At 37.2% G+C, this 19,424-nt stretch carries 16 protein-coding genes and 1 rRNA gene; 5 read left to right on the top strand and 12 right to left on the bottom strand.

Features of this window, described 5'->3' with window-relative positions:
* Positions 1-44: 44 nt before the first annotated feature.
* Positions 45-1,596: ribosomal RNA gene (locus MHH59_RS02640) — 16S ribosomal RNA — on the bottom strand.
* Between the two features lie 447 nt (positions 1,597-2,043).
* Between MHH59_RS02640 and MHH59_RS02635 the strand changes: the two genes are divergently transcribed.
* Complete coding sequence (locus MHH59_RS02635) at positions 2,044-2,400, top strand: YgzB family protein (protein ID WP_002125074.1); 357 nt, start codon at positions 2,044-2,046, stop codon at positions 2,398-2,400.
* A 201-nt stretch (positions 2,401-2,601) separates the two neighbouring features.
* On the opposite strand, the gene perR is transcribed toward MHH59_RS02635, so the two are convergent.
* The 6 genes from perR to MHH59_RS02605 form a co-directional block, all read right to left on the bottom strand.
* Complete coding sequence (perR, locus tag MHH59_RS02630) at positions 2,602-3,030, bottom strand: peroxide-responsive transcriptional repressor PerR (protein ID WP_000237831.1); 429 nt, start codon at positions 3,028-3,030, stop codon at positions 2,602-2,604.
* Between the two features lie 301 nt (positions 3,031-3,331).
* Positions 3,332-3,787, bottom strand: a complete 456-nt coding sequence (gene bcp / locus MHH59_RS02625) for a thioredoxin-dependent thiol peroxidase (protein ID WP_201055463.1) — start codon at positions 3,785-3,787, stop codon at positions 3,332-3,334.
* Positions 3,788-3,831: 44 nt separating this feature from the next.
* Positions 3,832-4,236, bottom strand: a complete 405-nt coding sequence (locus MHH59_RS02620) for a potassium channel family protein (protein WP_002125072.1) — start codon at positions 4,234-4,236, stop codon at positions 3,832-3,834.
* Positions 4,237-4,308: 72 nt separating this feature from the next.
* Positions 4,309-5,094: an ABC transporter permease gene (locus MHH59_RS02615; RefSeq protein ID WP_002125070.1), complete on the bottom strand. Its 786-nt coding sequence runs from the start codon at positions 5,092-5,094 to the stop codon at positions 4,309-4,311.
* Between the two features lie 4 nt (positions 5,095-5,098).
* Complete coding sequence (locus MHH59_RS02610; protein WP_002140292.1) at positions 5,099-5,890, bottom strand: ABC transporter permease; 792 nt, start codon at positions 5,888-5,890, stop codon at positions 5,099-5,101.
* Positions 5,883-6,896, bottom strand: a complete 1,014-nt coding sequence (locus MHH59_RS02605; RefSeq protein ID WP_002010347.1) for an ABC transporter ATP-binding protein — start codon at positions 6,894-6,896, stop codon at positions 5,883-5,885. Before MHH59_RS02605 ends, MHH59_RS02610 begins: the two co-directional genes overlap by 8 nt.
* A 127-nt stretch (positions 6,897-7,023) precedes the next feature.
* Between MHH59_RS02605 and hemL the strand changes: the two genes are divergently transcribed.
* From hemL to MHH59_RS02590, 3 genes are all read left to right on the top strand, one after another.
* Entirely contained in the window at positions 7,024-8,322 is a 1,299-nt protein-coding gene (gene hemL, locus MHH59_RS02600) for a glutamate-1-semialdehyde-2,1-aminomutase (RefSeq protein WP_002125067.1), read from the top strand.
* A gap of 198 nt (positions 8,323-8,520) precedes the next feature.
* On the top strand, positions 8,521-12,957 hold the full coding sequence (locus MHH59_RS02595) for a glutamate synthase-related protein (RefSeq protein WP_078178178.1): 4,437 nt from the start codon (positions 8,521-8,523) through the stop codon (positions 12,955-12,957).
* Positions 12,958-13,226: 269 nt separating this feature from the next.
* Positions 13,227-14,315, top strand: a complete 1,089-nt coding sequence (locus MHH59_RS02590) for an aromatic acid exporter family protein (RefSeq protein ID WP_002063696.1) — start codon at positions 13,227-13,229, stop codon at positions 14,313-14,315.
* A gap of 14 nt (positions 14,316-14,329) precedes the next feature.
* On the opposite strand, the gene MHH59_RS02585 is transcribed toward MHH59_RS02590, so the two are convergent.
* From MHH59_RS02585 to MHH59_RS02570, 4 genes are all read right to left on the bottom strand, one after another.
* Positions 14,330-16,090, bottom strand: a complete 1,761-nt coding sequence (locus MHH59_RS02585; protein WP_002169212.1) for an ABC transporter ATP-binding protein — start codon at positions 16,088-16,090, stop codon at positions 14,330-14,332.
* A gap of 54 nt (positions 16,091-16,144) precedes the next feature.
* Positions 16,145-16,675, bottom strand: a complete 531-nt coding sequence (gene ntdP / locus MHH59_RS02580) for a nucleoside tri-diphosphate phosphatase (protein WP_000506630.1) — start codon at positions 16,673-16,675, stop codon at positions 16,145-16,147.
* A 319-nt stretch (positions 16,676-16,994) separates the two neighbouring features.
* Complete coding sequence (locus MHH59_RS02575; protein WP_002010338.1) at positions 16,995-17,249, bottom strand: YgaB family protein; 255 nt, start codon at positions 17,247-17,249, stop codon at positions 16,995-16,997.
* A gap of 188 nt (positions 17,250-17,437) precedes the next feature.
* On the bottom strand, positions 17,438-17,719 hold the full coding sequence (locus MHH59_RS02570; protein WP_002125062.1) for a gamma-type small acid-soluble spore protein: 282 nt from the start codon (positions 17,717-17,719) through the stop codon (positions 17,438-17,440).
* Between the two features lie 125 nt (positions 17,720-17,844).
* Here MHH59_RS02570 and MHH59_RS02565 point away from each other — a divergent pair, with 125 nt between their 5' ends.
* Positions 17,845-18,021: a hypothetical protein gene (locus MHH59_RS02565; protein WP_002091123.1), complete on the top strand. Its 177-nt coding sequence runs from the start codon at positions 17,845-17,847 to the stop codon at positions 18,019-18,021.
* Between the two features lie 239 nt (positions 18,022-18,260).
* Here MHH59_RS02565 and mutY read toward each other — a convergent pair whose 3' ends face one another.
* Positions 18,261-19,358, bottom strand: a complete 1,098-nt coding sequence (gene mutY, locus MHH59_RS02560; RefSeq protein WP_002091125.1) for an A/G-specific adenine glycosylase — start codon at positions 19,356-19,358, stop codon at positions 18,261-18,263.
* Between the last annotated feature and the right edge of the window lie 66 nt (positions 19,359-19,424).

Below are 19,424 nucleotides of genomic sequence, written 5' to 3'. Positions count from 1 at the left end.
AAGTCAACGTTTATTGATGAACTGCGTTCATCAATTCTCCATAGAAAGGAGGTGATCCAGCCGCACCTTCCGATACGGCTACCTTGTTACGACTTCACCCCAATCATCTGTCCCACCTTAGGCGGCTGGCTCCATAAAGGTTACCCCACCGACTTCGGGTGTTACAAACTCTCGTGGTGTGACGGGCGGTGTGTACAAGGCCCGGGAACGTATTCACCGCGGCATGCTGATCCGCGATTACTAGCGATTCCAGCTTCATGTAGGCGAGTTGCAGCCTACAATCCGAACTGAGAACGGTTTTATGAGATTAGCTCCACCTCGCGGTCTTGCAGCTCTTTGTACCGTCCATTGTAGCACGTGTGTAGCCCAGGTCATAAGGGGCATGATGATTTGACGTCATCCCCACCTTCCTCCGGTTTGTCACCGGCAGTCACCTTAGAGTGCCCAACTTAATGATGGCAACTAAGATCAAGGGTTGCGCTCGTTGCGGGACTTAACCCAACATCTCACGACACGAGCTGACGACAACCATGCACCACCTGTCACTCTGCTCCCGAAGGAGAAGCTCTATCTCTAGAGTTTTCAGAGGATGTCAAGACCTGGTAAGGTTCTTCGCGTTGCTTCGAATTAAACCACATGCTCCACCGCTTGTGCGGGCCCCCGTCAATTCCTTTGAGTTTCAGCCTTGCGGCCGTACTCCCCAGGCGGAGTGCTTAATGCGTTAACTTCAGCACTAAAGGGCGGAAACCCTCTAACACTTAGCACTCATCGTTTACGGCGTGGACTACCAGGGTATCTAATCCTGTTTGCTCCCCACGCTTTCGCGCCTCAGTGTCAGTTACAGACCAGAAAGTCGCCTTCGCCACTGGTGTTCCTCCATATCTCTACGCATTTCACCGCTACACATGGAATTCCACTTTCCTCTTCTGCACTCAAGTCTCCCAGTTTCCAATGACCCTCCACGGTTGAGCCGTGGGCTTTCACATCAGACTTAAGAAACCACCTGCGCGCGCTTTACGCCCAATAATTCCGGATAACGCTTGCCACCTACGTATTACCGCGGCTGCTGGCACGTAGTTAGCCGTGGCTTTCTGGTTAGGTACCGTCAAGGTGCCAGCTTATTCAACTAGCACTTGTTCTTCCCTAACAACAGAGTTTTACGACCCGAAAGCCTTCATCACTCACGCGGCGTTGCTCCGTCAGACTTTCGTCCATTGCGGAAGATTCCCTACTGCTGCCTCCCGTAGGAGTCTGGGCCGTGTCTCAGTCCCAGTGTGGCCGATCACCCTCTCAGGTCGGCTACGCATCGTCGCCTTGGTGAGCCGTTACCTCACCAACTAGCTAATGCGACGCGGGTCCATCCATAAGTGACAGCCGAAGCCGCCTTTCAATTTCGAACTATGCAGTTCAAAATATTATCCGGTATTAGCCCCGGTTTCCCGGAGTTATCCCAGTCTTATGGGTAGGTTACCCACGTGTTACTCACCCGTCCGCCGCTAACTTCATAAGAGCAAGCTCTTAATCCATTCGCTCGACTTGCATGTATTAGGCACGCCGCCAGCGTTCATCCTGAGCCAGGATCAAACTCTCCAATAAAGTTAGTTTGTCTAGCATCTAAAAATAAAAATTGACGTTCACGTTGTTTGTTTCGTTCAGTTTTCAAAGAACTACTTCGCCACTCAATTGCGACTTCCTTATGTTAACATCTTCGTTTTTCGATGTCAACTAAGTTTTTTAAATTTCTTTTTTGTCGTTTACTGCGTTTCCGTATCAGCGACGTTTATTAATATATCACGCAGTATATATAGGGTCAATACTTTTTCTGAAAAAATTTCACATCCCGTTAAAAAACTAAATTAACTATAGAAAAAAATTACTACTCCTCTTTTATAGACATGCTCCTTCCACCTAATCTCTTTCTGTATTTCATCTTAAAAGAAAGCACTACTGTTCTTTAATAAGTGATAAATTTAATCATCACCTTCGTTTTCATAAAATATTCTAAATTGTGTGTTATATTATTCCTATAGGAGTGTGGTGGGAATGGGTATTAAATATTCGAACAAAATTAATAAAATCCGAACCTTTGCATTGAGTTTAGTATTTATCGGCCTCTTCATTGCATACTTAGGTGTCTTTTTTCGCGAAAACATCATTATTATGACAACCTTTATGATGGTTGGTTTTTTAGCTGTCATCGCTAGCACTGTTGTTTACTTTTGGATTGGTATGTTATCTACAAAAACGATACAAATTATTTGTCCAAGCTGCGATAAACCAACAAAAATGCTCGGTCGTGTCGACGCATGTATGCATTGCAATCAACCTTTAACACTTGATCGAAATCTAGAAGGAAAAGAATTTGATGAGAAATATAATAAGAAGAGTTATAAATCATAGGTATATGGAGCTTACAAAACTAAAGAAGTTTCATCTCATTAAAAAGGTGATTTCTTAACTAAGAAATCACCTCTTGTATTTGTTCTTATTAAATTTGATTCTTCACTTAACATTTTAAATACTCATGAGTCTAACACGATTCCCATATATAATAAAGAAAGAGGTCGACGTATAGCCGTCAGCCTCTTTCTTTATTATATATTACGCCTTATGACACTCTGGACAAACGCCATAAATTTCTAAGCGATGACTATTAATAACGAAGCCTGTCGTTTTTGCAGCTTCCTCTTCAAGCTGTTCCAATCCTCCATAAGGAAAATCAACAATCTTACCACATTTTTCGCAAATCACATGATAATGTTGACTTGTAACATAATCAAATCTACTTGAAGCATCCCCATAAGTTAATTCCTTTACAAGTCCAACTTCTTTAAACACACGTAAGTTATTATAGACAGTTGCAACACTCATATTTGGAAACTTACCTTCTAATGCTTTATAAATGTCATCCGCTGTTGGGTGCGTCATAGATTCCACAAGGTACTCTAAAATAGCATGACGCTGTGGAGTAATGCGTACACCCGTATTTTTCAGCATTTCTAGCGCTTCTTTTAATTCTTCTTTGACCACCGTCATGCACCCCGATTCTATACGGATTATTATTTTATAATTCTTATAAAGAGTGTACTCTTTTTCTTATAAATCGTCAATATTTCTACTATAAGTATGTGGTTTATTTTCGTATATAGCCTTATTCTTATGTATCTTCCCCCATTCCCTATACATTTACATAGAAAAAAGTGCGACATAATCGCACTTGGAATACTATCATCTGAGGAGGTATGCCCTACACTTTCACTTTATGTATCGCAAGAAAATATGTATAGACGCATGCCTTACATATGTATTTTTTCTCCTCATTAATATAGATTTATTTTATATAAGAAAGAACATCCTCAATATGCCCTTTCACTTTCACTTTACGCCACTCATTTACAAGCTCACCGTCTTTATTAATAAGGAATGTAGAACGCTCAATTCCCATGTACTCTTTTCCGAAGTTCTTTTTCAGCTTCCAAACATCGTACAATTCTGCTACTTTATGATCTTCGTCTACTAAAAGTACAAATGGAAGCTCATGCTTCTCAATGAATTTCATATGTCTATTTGCTGAATCTGGACTTACACCAAGTATAACCGTATCCTTCTCTTGAAATAATCCATATGCATCACGAAAATCACATGCTTCAGTTGTACATCCCGGAGTCATATCTTTCGGATAAAAATATAGGACTACATTTTTACCGCGAAAGTCATCTAAGCGAATTTGTTCTCCGTTACTTCCTTCTAATGTAAATTCTGGTGCCATTTCTCCTACTGTAATCATTGTTATCACTCCTTCTCTTTTCTTTTACTATATCAAATGCGACCTTATTTTTCATTGTCTATTACAGATCTCATCACAAAGGCAAACGGTAATGTATATCCAATTAGCGCTTCTCCAATTGCAATCCATCTTCCGATTCCAATCGGAGCTATATCACCATATCCAACGGACAATAAAGTAACCGCGCTAAAATATAAACATATTTCAACGAGCTGAAAGGAATGAGCACTTAACCTATCCCCATCTTCTTTCAAAACTGCAAAACCCATTTCCTCTAGCACAACATAACTTAATCCAAACGCAATCAGTACCGTTGTATAAATCAAAAACAACGTAGCTAAATTGTACAGCGAAAAGAAACGATTGGAATTTGAATATGAACTCCATAATAATTGGACACTTCTCAAAATAGCGATTGCTGCAATTAATAGAATAAATCCCCATAACATGTCCTCCACCTCGTTTTATATGTATGAGGACTGTAGCTGATTTATCCCTTAGAAACGAACAAGCTTCTATAATTAATTTCCTGCACCACGATATCGTTTAACCCCTTGATTCCAGAGGGTAATTGCAATAGTAAAACAGATAACACCAACAATTGGAGTTGCGAAAGCATAGCTATTCCACTCTGTTTTTCTTAAAAAGTATGCTGCTGGATATACCCCAACAAATGCAAACGGTAAAACAAACGTTAAAACAAAGCGAATAACACGGTTATAAATATCAACAGGGTAGCGTCCATAATTCCCTATGTTATACATAAGCGGCATAATGGAACTTTTCGCATCCGACCAAAAGCCAAAACTTGCAAGCGTAACAAATATCCCGCCGTATACAAGTGCCCCTCCCCCTACCATGAGTAGGAATAAGAAGAAATCATACCAGTAAAAAGATAATTGCAGCTCCATTGCTGCATAACCCATCACAATAATCCCCGTAATAGCTCCAATTAAAGATTCAAGTTCCATTCTTTCTAATATAATTTGAAATAAACTATGAATCGGTCTCGTTAATATACGGTCCATTTCTCCTTTAATAATGTAACGATCATTAAAGTCCCATATATTAAAGAAAGCTGAAAAAATGGCAAACGGTACTAAAAAGAACCCATAAATAAAGATCACTTCTTCTCGGCTCCACCCTTTTAGTGCTTGGGTATGCCCAAACACAACGAGAATGAAGATTAAATTAACAGCTTGTAGTGATAAATCTGAAAGTAATCCGACGATAAAATCGCCACGATACTCCAATTTTGTTTTTATATATTGACTTGCATATTGCAAAAATAATTTTATATATATCATCTCGTCATCCCCCTTGTACGATTAGACGTTTTCTCGCCGTTTTCCACATCAGTACAATTGGAATAATAAGTATAATTGCCCAAATCACTTGAAATAATAAAGCTTCATATAACTTATTTCCTTGTATACCTTCAGAGAAAATCATACTCGGAATATAACTAATTGCTTGAAACGGTAAAAACACCATTGCTTTTTGGGCCCATAACGGATAAAAACTAATCGGTAATAATAAACCAGAAAATAAATCGATAACAACACGTTTCGCATACATAATTCCACTATTATTAAATAAGAAGAATGTAAGCATTCCTGTCATTAAATTTATTTGTGTATTAATGATAAAACTAAATATTAAAGATAAGAAGAAATATAACCACGTTTGAAAATTTGTTGTAATTTGTAATGAAAATAATAACGTAACAATAACCATACCCGGAATTGAAAAGAAAGCAAAACGAAATATCCCTTCTCCAAGCCCTTGCATAACTTTCATACCTAAATAGTTATATGGACGAATTAGCTCTACCGCCACACGTCCTTCTTGAATTTCCATCGCAATTTCTCTATCTATATTATTGAAATAAAAAGCGCGTGCCATCCATGCGATCGCAATATACGTAGTCATTTGCGAAATAGATAAACTTTCAATATTCTCTTTCCCGCTATAAATTGCTTGCCATAAAAAATAATACGCACCAATGTTAATCGTATAAATTAAAATCCCGCTGTAATAATTTGTACGATAAGCAAGCATCATTAAAAAGCGAATCCGAATCATTTCAATATACTTACCCATGCATAATACCTTCTTCATAAATGTTACGAATAATTTCCTCTGTAGACACTTCGTTAATTTTCAAATCTTTAATTTGAAAGGCTTGTACTACTTTAGAAATCAACATAGAAATGATAACTTCTTCATTCGGTATTTTTGCAACCCATGCGTTTTCTTCTTTCGCTTTTAACCAAACAACATGGCTATCTGGCATAACCATTGATAACTCCTGGTATGAAACTGGGGCAACAAACTGAAAATGTATTTCCTTCTCTACTCCCCACTGCGTACGAAGATTATCTAAAGATCCGTCATACATAATATTTCCTTCATCAAGCATGATGACGCGTTCACATAAAGCTTCAATATCAGTAATATCATGTGTCGTTAATAAAATTGTTGTTTTATAACGTTCATTCATCTCTTTTAAGAATTCTCGTATTTTCAATTTCACAAGAACATCTAGTCCAATTGTTGGCTCATCTAAAAATAATAACGGCGGATTATGAATTAACGCCGCTGCCAATTCACAACGCATTCTTTGACCAAGAGATAATTTCCGTACCGGTTTATCTAACAAAGGACCGATATCTAACGTTTCAATAACATGTTCCATATGTTCCTTATACTGAGCGTCTGATACACCGTACACTTTCTTCAATAAACGAAATGATTCTTGTACAGCAATATCCCACCAAAGCTGGGAACGCTGACCAAACACAACGCCGATTGTTCTTACAAATTCTTCTCTCTGTTTGTGTGGATTCATTCCATTCACTGTAATTTGTCCTGATGTCGGAGTCAAAATCCCTGTAAGCATTTTAATCGTCGTTGATTTACCAGCACCATTCTCACCAATATAACCAACCATTTCACCTTGCTTTACAGTAAAAGAAACATCATTTACTGCTGGTACTATTTTATAATTACGATTTAATAAATCGCGAAATGCACCCTTTAATCCCGGACGACTTGAATAAGCTGTAAACTCTTTACGTAACCCTTGTACCTCAATTACCGATTTCATAATCGGACCCCCTTCCTAAATGTCACAACGAATAGTTTACCCAACTGCTCCTTCTATCACAAACAATACGTCTTTTCAAAAAACATGTTAGAATAATACATAGATTTTTGTAAGGAGATGAATTGTAGTGAATTTCACAAAATCAGAAGCGTTACATAAAGAAGCTTTAGAACATATCGTTGGTGGTGTTAATAGTCCTTCCCGTTCTTTTAAAGCAGTTGGAGGCGGTTCTCCTGTTGCAATGGAACGCGGAAAAGGTGCTTATTTCTGGGATGTAGATGGAAATAAATATATCGATTATTTAGCAGCATACGGTCCTATTATTACTGGACATGCTCACCCGCATATAACAAAAGCAATTACAACAGCTGCTGAAAATGGTGTACTATACGGAACGCCAACAGCACTAGAAGTAAAATTCGCAAAAATGTTAAAAGAAGCAATGCCCGCTTTAGATAAAGTCCGCTTCGTGAACTCTGGTACAGAATCCGTTATGACAACCATTCGTGTTGCTCGTGCTTACACTGGCCGCACAAAAATTATGAAATTCGCTGGTTGTTACCACGGTCATTCCGATTTAGTACTTGTAGCAGCTGGTTCTGGTCCTTCTACTCTTGGAACTCCTGATTCAGCTGGTGTGCCACAAAGTATTGCACAAGAAGTTATTACCGTTCCCTTTAATAATGTAGAAACCTTAAAAGAAGCGTTAGATAAATGGGGACATGAAGTAGCAGCTATCCTTGTAGAGCCAATCGTTGGAAATTTCGGTATTGTAGAGCCTAAACCAGGATTCCTTGAAAAAGTAAACGAACTTGTTCACGAAGCTGGCGCATTAGTAATTTATGATGAAGTTATTACTGCTTTCCGCTTTATGTACGGTGGTGCTCAAGACTTACTTGGTGTAACACCAGACTTAACTGCACTTGGTAAAGTTATTGGCGGCGGACTTCCAATTGGCGCTTACGGTGGTAAGAAAGAAATTATGGAACAAGTTGCCCCGCTAGGACCTGCATACCAAGCAGGTACAATGGCAGGAAACCCTGCTTCTATGGCATCAGGTATCGCTTGCTTAGAAGTACTTCAACAAAAAGGCGTATACGAGAAATTAGATGAACTTGGCGCAATGCTTGAAAAAGGAATTTTAGAGCAAGCTACAAAACATAACATCGATATTACAGTAAACCGCCTAAAGGGTGCATTAACTGTATACTTCACGACAAATACAATTGAAGATTACGATGCAGCCAAAAATACAGATGGTGAAATGTTCGGTAGATTCTTCAAACTTATGCTTCAAGAAGGTATTAATTTAGCACCATCTAAATATGAAGCATGGTTCTTAACGACAGAACATACAAAAGAAGATATCGAATATACAATTGAAGCTGTTGGAAGAGCATTTGCTGCTTTAGCAGACAATAAATAATACTGTCATTACAAGGAAAAAAGAAAGCTTACCTTTCTTTTTTCCTTTTTTCTATTTCATAAATCCCACATTAATAGTATAATTATTCATAATTATCTGTTTTATATTCTTTTAGATCGTTATTATCTCTGTGTACAAGGTGATTTACACCTTAAATAGTAAGATTATTCAATCTTTTAAAAGAGGGGGGATTGACGGATGCTCAATAAAAAAAATAAATGGACACCGTCTTTATTTCGAGATTATAGAAATGCAGAACATGATGCGTGTGGAATCGTTTCCGTTATGGAAAAAAGAAGAATTCCTACAAAAGAAAACATCGATCTTTGTATACAATCGCTAGTCAAAATGAATCATAGAGCTGGTTTCATTAATGGCGAAGGAGATGGTATCGGAATTCATATCGACATGCCAAAAGCACTTTGGAATGAAAAACTGAAAAGTAGCGGATATAATCCAACGATTGTGGATCATCCCCACTTTATCGTTGGACATTTTTTTCTAAACAAAAAAGAAAACATTGCTGAGTTAAAAGATTACATTCGTACGCAACTAAACAATGAAAGCTTTACAATTGTTCTCGAAAATGATGATGTAATAAACTCAGATGCACTCGGTCCGCTTGGTAAACAAGAAGAACCTTTATTTTGGCAAATTGCCCTTATCGCCGAAAGTGAAGTTAAAAATATTGAACAAACATTATTTTCTGTAACAATAAAAATCGAAGAAAATGAAGCAATTCATGTTGCCTCATTAAGTCGTGATCATGTTGTATATAAAGTTCTAGGTGCTGGAGATACACTCGTTGCTTATTACAACGATTTACAACACCCACTTATCGCTTCAACTATGACACTAGGACATAATCGCTATTCTACTAATACATTATCTAATTTTTTTCGTGTACAACCATTTAGCATTCTCGGACATAATGGTGAAATTAATACAATTGCCAAATTACGCGATCAAGCTGAAATGATTAATGTACCACTTACTGCCGGGGGCAGTGATTCCCAAGATTTAAACCGCACCTTAGAAACCCTTCTCGTTCAGTATAACTACAGTTTATTTGAAGCAATGGATATATTATTTCCACCAATTATTAATGAAATAAAACTTTACGAAACAAACTTACAAAACTTATACACTTATATACGTGAGGCTTGGGGGCATTTCGCACAAGGTCCAGCTGGTATTATTTCACGTTATAAAGATGAAGCTGTTTTCAGTGTCGATTCCCTTGGATTACGCCCAGTTTGGAAAGTAGAGACAGAGAGCTCCTATATTTTCTCTTCTGAACCTGGCGTTGTATCACCAACTGAATATGTAGCAGAGCCGAAACCACTCGCTCCTGGAGAAAAAGTTGGCTTAAAATGGAATCAACAAGATGAGCTGGTTCTCTATGAATACGACAATTATCAAATTGAAGTATATAACCGTTTTAAGAAACGAATCGATGTTACCAATTATCATGTAAACTTATCTATCCCTGAAACGAAAGAAACTGAGGGATTATGTGATTCGGTTCAAGTTGAAACGAATCAATACGTCGCTTTCGGCTGGGATCGAGAACATATTCAGCTCCTTGAACAAATGGCGACAAAAGGCGTCGAACCAATTCGGTCACTTGGGCATGACTCACCACTTGCCGCACTTGATACAGATAGACGAAATATTGCTGATTTCATTAAGGAAAGTGTAGCCGTTGTTACAAATCCAGCAATCGATCGCGATCGCGAAGTTGAACACTTCTCCACACGTACTGTACTCGGAGAGCGTCCGGGTTTATTAGATAACTCTAAACAACCATTTGTAATCGAGATGCTTTCACCCATTATTTTAGAAGGGAATTTAGCTCAATCTATCGCGGCAGACTTACACACGATTACGTACGAACAACTTATACAGCTATTCATTACTCATAGCTCTGTCTCTACAATTTCTGTTACATTTAGTCCATCAGAAACTCTACAAATCGCATTAAATCGAATTAGTTCCGAAGCGATAGCAGCCGTTAAAAATGGTGCTTCCCTACTATTATTAGATGACGCTAAATCTCATCAAAATGAACTGTTATGGATTGACCCACATTTAGTTACTGCTAAAGTACATCAAGCATTAACTGAAAATAAATTACGCCGGAAATGCTCTCTCGTTATACGTTCCGGTGCCCTTCGCTCCTTACACGATATCGTCACGCTATACGGATTAGGGGCAGATGGTATTAATCCATATTTATTGTTCGCAACGGTAAATGATGAAACAAAAGTACCAATTACTAATTTGTATACCGCACTTAATAAAGGACTAGAGAAAGTAATTTCAACGATTGGAATTCATGAATTACGCGGTTACGGTCGCCTCTTCTCCTCCATTGGATTACATGAGGAAATCGCAAATATATTACAAATTACGAATTTCTTCGGTTCAAATGATTTAGCTTTTTCACTTGAATCGCTTGCTAAAGATGCAAAATCGCGGGCAGATGATTATAACAACCCTAAAATTAGAATGCGAAAATCATTTCATATATTCCCGCGGATTTGGAAAGCAATTGGTGATGTTGCAAAAGGAAACTCTTATGATGATTACCGCGACAAGTTAAGTGAATTAGAAGAAAACACTCCCATCACAATCAGGCACCTTGTTCAAACAAAACAAGCACAGCATGTAGTTCCGACTGAAGAAGTGTCCATCGGCATTCACAATCATGATTTACCATTTATTATTAGTTCCATGTCATTTGGTTCTCAAAATGAAATTGCCTTTCGCGCGTATGCAGAAGCTGCCGATCAGCTAAATATGATTAGTTTGAACGGTGAAGGCGGCGAAATTAAAGATATGATTGGTAAGTACCCACATACACGCGGACAACAAGTTGCATCTGGCCGATTTGGAGTAAACGCTGAACTACTAAATTCATCAAATTTAATTGAAATTAAAATAGGTCAAGGAGCAAAGCCTGGTGAAGGTGGACATTTGCCTGGTTCAAAAGTGACTGCCAAAATTGCGGAAGCACGTAATGCTACAATTGGTTCGGATTTAATTTCACCTTCTAACAACCATGATATTTATTCAATTGAAGACTTGGCTCAAATGATTACAGAAATTAAAACGGCTAATCATCTTGCAAAAGTAGCTGTAAAAGTTCCTGTCGTTCCTAACATCGGAACAATTGCTGTCGGTATCGCAAAAGCTGGCGCTGACTTTATTAACATTAGTGGATTTGATGGCGGAACAGGTGCTGCGCGTATTCACGCATTGCAACATGTTGGTCTTCCTGTAGAGATTGGTGTTAAAGCTGCTCACAATGCGTTACTAGAAGCAAATATGAGACATAAAGTAGAGATTTGGGCAGATGGCGGTATTCGAAGTGTAAATGACGCCTTAAAAATCATGCTCCTCGGAGCAAACCGGATCGGATTTGGCACATTATCAATGATTGCAATCGGCTGTACAACTTGCCGTGGTTGTCATCTTGATACGTGCCACGTCGGAATTGCAACACAAATTGAATCTGAAGCTCAAGCGAAAGAACATGGACTGCGCCGTTTCGTTCCACGTGAATTAGAAAGCGCAGTTACAGGGCTATTAAGCCTATTCACCACTTTCGGTGTAGAATTGAAACGGTTAACAGGGCAACTCGGTTATACAAATTTACAAGAAATTGTCGGGCGTTCCAATTTATTAGAACAAGTTCGAGGTCAAGATTTGTTAGAGTTATGTAATTTACTGCAAACAATAGAAAATCCAACTGTTACAACAACAGTATCTGTAAAAGAAAAACAATTTGAAACAGTGCATTCTCCTCACTCAAAAGAATTAGTAGGAGTTGGCGTAGAACAACGAGTTATGGGCGGTTTAGAATCTTGTTATCGCGTTCGCAGTAAATTATATGAAGATACAAAGCTTGAACCACTTACATTAAAGTATACAAATGGCTCTGTTCCTGGAAATGGATTAGGTGCTTACAATAGCGAAAACTTATTTATACACGTAAATGGCGGTGCGCAAGATGGTATCGGTAAAACTTCATTTGGCGGTGGCATTTATATAACGAAAGCAAAAGGTAAAAATGGAACATATTATAACGGATCTGTCGGAAAAGGATTTGGATACGGCGCTCAAAAAGGTGCATTATACGTGCAAGGTAACGCTGATGCTCGTGCTGGCATTCGCCTTTCTGGAGCAGATATGATAATTGGAGGCAGAATTACAAAACCACTCCGCGAAAAAGAACAAGGAAATATCGGAGTATATTCTAATATAAAAGGATTTGCTTTTGAATATATGACAAATGGTCGCGCTCTTGTTTTAGGAGATCCTGGTCCATGGATTTGTGCCGGCATGACTGGTGGTGTTGTTTATTTACATCATGAGCCAAACTTAGGTTTAACAGAACACGCTTTAAAAAGAAGAATTGCTAAAGGTGCAAATGTAACATTGCAGCCAATTAGTAAAAATGGTTTGCAAGATGTGAATGAATTATTATTAGACTACATTCGTGTATTAAATGAGCACGAACAATATGAAGAAGTCGCTTTGTTAACGCCATTATTAGATGATATCCAGCTTCACTTCTATGAAATTATCCCGAAAAAAGAACAGGCGGATCCATCTATTTCAACTGAATGACATGTACAATATTTATTTTCATAAAAAAATTGACGAAGCGAACATCGCATAGTAATCTAGAATAACAATTTGAAACCTGCTGAAATTCAGCAGGTTTTTTTATTAAAGAATAGATGTTTAAAGAGAATTTGGAGAAATTATAAATTGATTGTAATTTATTTATTAAACTTTTTAACGTCACTAAAATATCACTTGCTAACATATTGTAATGAATGTATAGTATCATGTTGTACATTCATTATGACAAGAGAAAGGATATCAATAAGGGTATGAAACTTGGTGCTCGCATTTTAAAAACGGGTATTGCCATTACATTAGCTTTATTTGCTTGTATTTTACTTCAATTACCGAGTCCTGTATTTGCGGGAATCTCAGCTATCTTTGCTGTTCAACCGTCTGTATACCGCTCGTATTTAACTGCTCTTGAGCAAATTCAAGCAAACGTAATTGGTGCTGTATTCGCTATCGTATTTGCTACTGCTTTTGGACATAATCCTTTTATTATTGGATTAACGTGTATATTAGTAATTGCTCTTACTTTACAATTACGCTTAGAAAAAACAATATCACTCGCTTTAGTAACAGTTATCGCCATTATGGAGTATCAAGGCGAAGATTTCTTTAATTTTGCCTTACTTCGATTCGCGACGATTATGATTGGAATTATTGCGGCTTCGCTTGTAAATTTAGTATTTATGCCGCCAAAATATGAAACAAAACTTTACCATCGCATCGTTGATAATACAGAGGAAATTGTTAAATGGATTCGTATGAACAGTAGGCAAGCTTCTGATTTTACAACGCTAAAAACCGATATTGATCGCATGAAAGAAAAAATGATTAAACTAAATCATTACTATTTGCTGTATAAAGAAGAAAGAAGCTATACGAAAAAAATACAATTCGCGAAAATTCGTAAGCTCGTTTTATTCAGACAAATGTTAGCGACAACAAGCCGCGCTTTAAGCACGTTAAAATCATTACATCGCACCGAAAATGAACTGCGCTATATGCCAGAAGAGTTTCAGGAATCTATTCAAAACGAACTTGATTCATTAACGCATTATCACGAACAAGTGTTATTAAAATTTATTGGTAAAGCAAAGAAACAACAATCCGTTGAGATGCTTGATGAAGTTGAAACCGGTAAACAAGAATTGATTGATATCTTTATGGATTATCAAAATAAAGACGATGAGGAAGCATATAAAATATGGTTACACCTCTTCCCTCTTATTTCTTCAATTATTAACTACAGTGAGGAAGTAGAGCATTTAGATTTACTTGTGGATAGCTTCTACACATACCATAAACCAGAAAGCGAACTCCAAATCGAAGATAAAAAAGAAGACGAATAAAAAAACAGCTCCTTTTACGCTAAAGGAGCTGTTTCTGTTATATGCTGAAGTTGATATAGATTGTAATAAAACCCCCTCTTTTTCATTAACTCTTCATGAGAACCCTTTTCTTTTATTTCACCATCTTCAACATAAATAATTGTATCAACATGCGTAATCGTCGCTAATCGATGTGCAATAATAATTGTTGTCCGATCTGCAGCTAACGTTTGCAGTGCCTCTTGAATATATCGTTCATTTTCTAAATCTAAAGCGGAAGTTGCTTCATCTAATATAAGTAAAGACGGATTCTTTAGAAAAACCCGTGCGATTGCTACACGCTGTCTTTGTCCACCAGATAATTTCACACCACGTTCCCCAACGACAGTATCATAGCCCTCTGGCAACTCTGTAATAAAATTATGAATTTGTGCAGCTTTGGCAGCTGAAATCACTTCCGCCTCTGTAGCTTTCGGATTGCCATATAAAATATTAGCCCCGATTGTATCGCTAAATAATAAATTATCTTGTAGCACAATTCCAATATGACTACGTAAATTTCTCATATTATACTTTCTTACATCTATCCCGTCTATATAAACTGCACCTTCAGAAACATCGTAAAAACGCGGAATTAAACTAGCAAGAGATGACTTTCCTCCTCCACTTGCCCCTACAAGCGCAACCTTCTCTCCCGGGCGCATAGTTAATGACAGATTATGCAATATTTCTTTTTCATCCGCATTATAACGAAAAGAAACATTATCAAATATAACTTCCCCATCTAGCCTTTTCGCTTGCACCGCATTTGGCACATTAACAATATCGTATTTTTCATCCAACAATTCAAACACTCGATCCATCGAAGCGAAAGACTGTGTTAATGTTGTAGATGAATTAACAAGGCGACGAAGCGGACTATATAAACTATCCATATATCCAACAAAAGCAACCATCGTACCCAGTGTTAACGACCCTTGAATTACCTCATATGCCGCAAAACCAATAACAAGTAACGGCCCTAAATCCGTTAACGTATTCACTACCGAAAACGTTCTCGCCGTCCAACTCGTATGAGTTAGTGCTTTCGTTAAAAATTCATTGTTTCTCTTTTCAAACTGTCCTCTTTCATACTCTTCTAATGCAAAACTACGTGTCACTTGCATCCCTTGAATACGTTCATGTAAATACCCTTGCATAGTTGCTAACGCTTGCGAGCGCTCTTTCGTCAATTTTCGAAGGCGCCCGAAAAAATATTTCACTGCAACTACATAAATAGGTAAGATTAATAAAGCAACAAAGGTTAATTTTATATTCATAGAAAACATAACGATAATGGCAATAACAATTGTTGCAGTATCTAACCAGACATTCATAAGACCAGTAATTACAAAGTCCTTCGTTTGTTCTACATCATGGATTACACGTGAAATAAGCTCCCCTGTTTTTGTGTTCGAATAATAACGTAAGCTCAATTTTTGCAAGTGCCCAAAAATGTATTTTCGTAAATCGTATAGTATTGTATTGGCAATGCGCTGCGCGAAATATTGACGATAATATTCTATCGGCGGTCTTACTACTGCAAAAATAAAAAAAGCAATCCCAATTGCGGTTATTAATTGAGACGTTTTTTCTTGAAGCGATCCCGTGCCTTGAATAACATCATCAATAATATACTTTAATAACCATGGCATAATAAGCGGGATACCGAACTTCACAAGACCAATAATAATTGTAATAGCAATAAGCCATCGATATGGTTTAACAAATTGTAAATATCTTTTTATACCTTGCACATAATCCCCCCTCTAATAGGACAAACCTGCCGGGAAATTCCCTGCAGGTTTGTTTTAATTTCTGTACATTAAATATCTTTCGTACCACATATCTACGAAATCCGGTGCGAATGGACCTTTTCTTTGATGAATCCACTGTGTTAAATGTGCTACATTTCGTTTTAAAATTGTATCAATAACAGGTGGATACTGCATGATTTGACTATGCTTTTCATACTCATCTTCATCCAAAAGTGTATATGTCATATCTGGATACACTTTAATGTCTAAGTCGTAATCAATATACTTTAATGCTTCAGAGTCATATGCAAAAGGAGAACTTAAATTACAATAATAATATACTCCTTCTTCTCTCAGCATTCCAATTACATTAAACCAATAATTAGCATGGAAGTAACAAATCGCAGGTTCGCGAGTAACCCATGTTCGACCATCTGATTCCGTAACTACTGTACGATCATTTGCTCCGATCACAAGGCTCTGCGTTCCTTTTAAAATTGTTGTCTCTTCCCACATTCTATGAATGGAGCCATTATGTTTATAACTATGTATTTGTACCTTTTCTCCTTCTTTGGGAAATCCCATATATGCTCCCTTCTTTCAACCGCAAATGCTTTTCTTAAGTTGTCTTAACTACCCCTTGAACTGCATTCACTTTTTTTCTATTATAACTTTTTTGTCAAAATTTTAAAACTAAAGCGATAGGACACTTGTTTTCATGAGGAATATAATGAAGTTTGTATTATTGAATACCACATCACTAACCCTTTTAACGAAGGAACATTTCCTATGAATTAGCAATACGTATTTTAGAAGATTAAACGAAGATATAACAAAAAGAAAAGCCCCCTCACCTCTGTTTAAGAAAGGACTTTTCACCTAAAATCAACAACATATCTCACCCTTAATTTGAAATTATTTTTTCGGTTTCAAAAGATTGAATCACATTATTCGTTTGCTGTTCAAATTTTTCATGCAAAAGTTTTAATGCTATTTCTGTTCTATATATTTCTTGACGGATAAAATGCAATTCTTTTTTATCGCACGTATCCCTTCCACTCATTTCAATTTGCTGATACTTCTCTAAATGTGATTGTAACTTTAAAAGCTCATCCATCGTTTCCAACTGCTCTCCTACCAACTTATCAAAATCGTTCATCACTTACCCCCTTTTTGATTCATTCGCCAGTTATAATTCCTATTACATATTTTCTAATCGTGAACTTCTTTCTCCTTTGACTATATTTGTTGACTTATTAGAAGTTATGTCGTTCCCTTTATTTTCATTACAGTGACACGCACACAAAGAAAACACTTCTCTCGAATTGGAGAAGTGTTTTTCTTTCATTACTCGTTTGAACTAGAAGATTGTGATTGTTTTGCAGCTGATTGTGCATTTTGTTTTTTCACTGCATGCACATCTGTTTCAGTTGCAAACTCTGTACCATAACTAGCATTTGCACTTTGAGCAGCAGAAGCTTGTGCTTTCTGTGCCTCTGATTGTGCGTTCGCTTGTTTTACTGCTTGTACATTCGTTTCAGTTGCAAACTCTGTACCATAGCTAGCATTTGTACTTTGAATGCTAGCACCAGAAGTTGCCTTATTATAACCTTGTTGTTTTTTACTCATCTTTCTCACCTCCACAATCAATAATGTAACCAATTCACTTAGAAGTTATCCCTAATTTTCTTTTTAAAAATTCACGTATATATCTCTTATCACTCATTCAAACTACATATGATGGAGGTGGGAATATGTATACTGGACGTGATATGACTGAGCTAACTATGATTTCCAAAAATGAATGGAAAGAGGATGAATTAGCTTATTTTCATCATTCATTTCAGCAAATTATGCCTTATCTAAATGTAGAGGGACAAACGATTTATAAAGAAGTTGTGAAAGAAATCGAGTCACGGGGCGGATTATAAACGCGTGGATTTTCAACCTCAAAATACAAATTTATTTTCAATATAAAAAAACGTGTTCCAAAGTTCTGGAACACGTTTTTATTATTTATCCCGCTATTTGCCGGGCAGTAAGACCCCACCTCAAAATGCAGCGAAAGCAAAGAAGTTAGGTTGGGGTCGGGCTGCCCATAAAAGCCCGATTGGTGAGGGCTAATAATCAGTGGGGGATGAAGAAACCCCCCACTGATTAAAGTTTCACTTTACTGCATTGTAATTTTCTCAACACACTTTTCGTAAATTGTACGATGTGATTTCGAGAAAGGTAACTGTTCAAACGCTTCTTTCGATACAAACTTTAATGTATCCGTTTCGACAATATTACCTGTTACTTTTCCGTAAAATATGAAGATATCCCAAGTACGATGTGTAAAAGTATGTTGTACATTCATCGCGTATTCATCAATAGAAACAGAGAGATCAAAGCTCTCCTTCATATAATCCGTAAGCTGTTGTTTTTGATTACGAATACCTTCACTTAGTTCAATATTCGGGAACTCCCACATATTAGCCAGTAATCCCGTACTTGGGCGTTTATTAATTACGTAACGGCCATCTTCAGTTTGAAGTACTCCCGCAACGAGCGGTACCATTGTAGGTGCTTTCGCTTTACTCTTCACTGGTAGTTCTTTTTGAACACCTTCAGCATACCCTCTGCAATGTTCACGTACAGGACAAAGTAAACAAGATGGATTTTTCGGTATACAAATTAATGCCCCTAATTCCATCAAACCTTGGTTAAAATAAGATGGATTTTCTATAGAAATAATTTCACGCACAATCTCTTCAAAAACTTTTCTCGTTTTCGGTTTTGCAATATCATCCCACACTGATAAAATACGAGATAATACGCGCATAACATTTCCATCAACCGCTGGCTCTGGTATGCCATATGCAATACTTAAAATGGCACCTTTTGTATATGGTCCCACTCCTTTTAATTTTTCAATTTTCTTTACATCGCTCGGTACTGTCCCGCCGTATACTTCTTTTACCTCTTTTACTGCAGCATGTAAATTTCGTGCTCTAGAATAATAACCTAAGCCTTCCCATGCTTTTAATACTTCTTCATCATCGGCAGTTGCTAGCGCTTCAAGCGTAGGAAACTTCCCCATAAAATTTGCGTAATATGGTTTTACAGCCTCTACCCTTGTTTGCTGTAACATAATTTCTGAAACCCAAACACGGTATGGATCTTTATTTTTTCGCCACGGTAAATCACGTTGTTCTTTTTCAAACCAACCAATTAAATCATTTTGAAACTGTTCTATGTTAAACTCATTTAATATTTCAAGTGTCAAACTTGATCCCCCTCATTTTTTTGCATATACGTACTATTATAAAGATTTTAGGAAAAAATTTAAGTA

The sequence above is a fragment of the Bacillus sp. FSL E2-0195 genome (assembly GCF_038003645.1).
In the GTDB taxonomy this organism is placed as follows: Bacteria; Bacillota; Bacilli; order Bacillales; family Bacillaceae_G; genus Bacillus_A; species Bacillus_A mycoides.
The sequence above is the reverse complement of the archived record's forward strand: the minus strand, read 5'-3'. Positions and strand labels throughout refer to the sequence as shown.